This window comes from Arthrobacter sp. SPT-J7, assembly GCF_059089965.1.
On sequence record NZ_JBNHFF010000268.1, the window covers coordinates 1 to 4,031 of the forward strand.

2 protein-coding genes are annotated in these 4,031 nt (G+C 62.7%); both read right to left on the reverse strand.

Annotated features, from left to right (window positions below; all coding sequences use genetic code 11):
• Positions 1–240 precede the first annotated feature (240 nt).
• Complete coding sequence (gene gyrA, locus AC5RWX_RS31065) at positions 241–2,919, reverse strand: DNA gyrase subunit A (RefSeq protein WP_494100046.1); 2,679 nt, start codon at positions 2,917–2,919, stop codon at positions 241–243.
• Positions 2,920–2,972: 53 nt separating this feature from the next.
• Positions 2,973–4,031: toprim domain-containing protein (locus AC5RWX_RS31070; protein WP_494100047.1), on the reverse strand; the 1,059-nt coding region annotated here is incomplete at its 5' end.

The window sequence follows — 4,031 nt, forward strand, 5'->3', positions numbered from 1 at the left end:
TGGCCCTGCACAGGTTGCTGACCCTGCACGGGGCTTGCCGGGGCCGTGCGCGGGACTGGCTGGCCCGTCGTCGGACGCTCACCCTGGGGGCGCTGGCCGGGAACAGACGGACGTTGGCCTGGAGCAGCCGCGGGAGCTGCCGGCCGCTGCTGCGGGCGAACAGGAGCGTTCACGCGGGGCGCTGCCGAGGGCCGGCTTCCCTCGGGAACAGAAGTGTTCGGCTTGGGAAATGAGTCCGGATTACTCACTCGTTACCTCCGTATTGTCTTCGTTCGGCTCAGCGTCGCCCGAGGCGTCCTCTGACTCAACGGCCGGTGATTCTTCTGCCACTGCTGACTTTGCGGCTTCCTCAACGGAAGCGCCATCTTCAGCCAACGTTACGTCATCCTCAAGCGATTCCTCGCCCTCGAGACCGCGTTCACTGTTGCACGCCACCTCGATGATCCGGTCGTTTTTGTCCGGCTTCGCAAAGATCACGCCCATGGTGTCGCGTCCCTTGGCAGGAACCCCGGCTACCGATGAACGGACAACCTTGCCGCCCTCCATGACCACCAGGACTTCATCCTCTTCCTGGACGATCAGTGCTCCCACCAGGTCGCCGCGTCCTTCGGCCAGCTTGGCAACCTTGATGCCCAGACCGCCGCGTCCCTGAAGCCGGTATTCCTCCACGGCGGTGCGCTTGGCATAGCCTCCGTCCGTAACAATGAACACAAAGGAACCATCGGTCACCACGTTGGCGGCCAGCAGTTCGTCCTCCTCACGGAACTTCATGCCGGTGACGCCGGAGGTTGCCCTGCCCATGGGGCGGAGGGCGTCCTCCGTGGCCGTAAAACGGATGGACTGGCCCTTGCGGGACACCAGCAGCAGGTCATCGGTTTCCGAAACCAGCTGGGCAGACACGAGTTCGTCGCCGTCGCGGAGGTTGATCGCGATCACGCCCGCGGAACGGTTGGTGTCGTAGTCCTCCAGCCGCGTCTTCTTGACCAGGCCCCGCTTCGTTGCAAGAACCAGGTACGGCGCCTGCTGGTAGTCCTTCAGGTCCAGGACCTGGGCGATGTGTTCGTCAGGCTGGAACGCCATGAGGTTGGCAACGTGCTGGCCCTTGGCATCGCGGCCGGCTTCCATCAGCTCGTATGCCTTGGCACGGTAGACGCGGCCGAGGTTGGTGAAGAACAGCAGCCAGTGGTGGGTGGTGGTGACGAAGAAGTGCTCCACCACGTCGTCACCGCGGAGCTGGGCACCCTTGATACCCTTGCCGCCGCGTTGCTGGGAGCGGTAGTTGTCACTCCGGGTGCGCTTGACGTACCCGCCGCGGGTGATGGTGACAACCATCTCCTCTTCGGGGATGAGGTCTTCCATGGACATGTCGCCGTCGTAGCCCATGAGGATCTTGGTGCGCCGGTCGTCGCCGTGCTTGGCTACGATTTCGCCAAGCTCGGTGCTGATGATTTCGCGCTGACGCTGCTCGGAGCCAAGGATCTCGTTGTACTCGGCGATCAACGCTTCAAGCTCTGAGTGGCGGTCCTGGATCTTCTGGCGTTCCAAAGCGGCCAGGCGGCGCAGCTGCATGTCCAGGATGGCCCGTGCCTGCAGCTCATCGATGTCCAGCAGTTCCATCAGGCCGTCACGTGCCGCCTCCGTCGTGTTGGAAGCACGGATGAGGGCGATGACTTCATCGAGCATGTCCAGTGCCTTGAGGAGCGCCCGCAGGATGTGGGCTTCTTCCTCGGCCTTGCGCAAGCGGTACCGGGTACGCCGGGCAATGACATCCATCTGGTGGGTCACCCAGTGCCTGATAAAGGCATCCAGGCTCAGGGTCCGGGGCACGCCGTCAACAATGGCCAGCATGTTGGCGGAGAAGTTGCTCTGCAGTTCGGTGTGCTTGTAAAGGTTGTTCAGCACCACCTTCGGGACGGCATCGCGCTTCAGGACGATGACCAGCCGCTGGCCGGTCCTGCCGGACGTTTCGTCGCGCAGGTCGGCGATGCCCTGGATCTTGCCGTCCTTGACCAGTTCGGCGATCTTGATTGCAAGGTTGTCCGGGTTCGCCTGGTACGGCAGTTCCGTGACCACGAGGCAGGTGCGTCCCTGCAGCTCCTCCACGTTCACCACGGCCCGCATAGTGATGGAGCCACGCCCGGTCCGATAGGCATCCTCGATGCCCTTGTGCCCCAGGATCGTGGCACCGGTGGGGAAATCCGGGCCCTTGACCCGCAACAGGAGTTCCTCCAGCAATTCTTCGCGGCTTGCTCCCGGGTTGGCCAAGTACCACTGCACTCCATCGGCTACTTCGCGGAGGTTGTGCGGCGGGATGTTGGTGGCCATGCCGACTGCGATGCCTGAGGATCCGTTAACCAGCAGGTTGGGGAATCTGGCCGGCAGGATGGTGGGTTCCTGGTTCTTGCCGTCGTAGTTGTCCTGGAAATCGACGGTTTCCTCGTCGATGTCGCGGACCATCTCCATGGCAAGCGGCGCCATTTTCGTCTCGGTGTAACGGGGCGCAGCAGCACCGTCGTTGCCCGGGGAGCCAAAGTTACCCTGGCCGAGGGCCAGCGGGTAACGCATTGTCCAGTCCTGGATGAGGCGCACCAGGGCATCGTAGATCGCGGTGTCGCCGTGGGGATGGTACTGGCCCATGACCTCGCCCACCACGCGCGCACACTTGTTGAAGGAGCGCTCGGGACGGTAACCGCCGTCGAACATGGCGTAAAGCACGCGGCGGTGGACAGGCTTCAGACCGTCACGGACGTCTGGAAGGGCACGGCCCACGATGACGGCCATGGCGTAGTCCAGGTAGGACCGCTGCATCTCCGTTTGCAGGTCCACCTGCTCCACGCGGTCGATCAGCACATCGCCTTCAAGAACGGTGTCCGGATTCCCGGCCTCGGAGGCCGGGTTCTCGGGTGTTTCGTCGCTCATTTTCTATTTCCGTTTCAGGTATATGTCAGCTCTGGAATATGCAGGACGAGCGCTTAGATATCCAGGAACCTGACGTCCTTGGCGTTCTGCTGTATGAAGTTACGGCGCGATTCCACGTCCTCGCCCATCAGCACAGAGAAGATCTGGTCGGCTGCGAGGGCGTCATCCATGGTGACCTGCAGCAGGGTGCGGTGGTCCGGGTCCATGGTGGTGTCCCACAGTTCCGTGTAGTCCATTTCGCCAAGGCCCTTATAGCGCTGGATGCCGTTGTCCTTGGGGATGCGGCGCCCGGCTGCCTGGCCGGCGACAAGTTTAGCGTCGCGCTCCCTGTCGCTGTAGACGTAGTCGTGGGGAGCGTTGGACCACTTGATCCTGTACAGCGGCGGCTGGGCCAGGTAGACGTAGCCGTTTTCAATCAGCGGGCGCATGTAGCGGAACAGCAGGGTCATCAGCAGGGTGGTGATGTGCTGGCCGTCCACATCGGCATCAGCCATCAGGACGATCTTGTGGTAGCGCAGCTTGGCGAGGTCGAAGTCTTCACCGATGCCGGTACCAAACGCCGTGATCATGGACTGGACTTCTGCGTTGCCCAGGGCCTTGTCCAAGCGGGCGCGCTCCACGTTCAGGATCTTGCCGCGCAGCGGCAGGATGGCCTGGGTTTCGGGGTTGCGGCCGCGCTTGGCAGAGCCGCCGGCGGAGTCACCCTCCACGATGTAGACCTCGCACTTTTCCGGATCCTTGGAGGAGCAGTCCGACAACTTGCCCGGCATACCGAAGGATTCGAGCGGGCTCTTGCGGCGGGCGTTGTCCCTGGCCTTGCGGGCAGCCATACGTGCCTGTGCAGCCGAAATGGCCTTTCGGATGACGTCCCTGGCAGGGCCAGGATTGCGTTCCAGCCAGTCGCCGAGTCCGTCGGTGACAACGCGCTGGACGAAGCCCTTGACCTCGGAGTTGCCAAGCTTGGTCTTGGTCTGGCCTTCGAACTGCGGCTCGGCGAGCTTGACGGAGATGACGGCGGTGAGGCCCTCACGGATGTCGTCACCGGTGAGGTTGTCGTCCTTTTCCTTGATGATCCCCTTTTCGCTCGCATAGCGGTTGATCAAATACGTCAT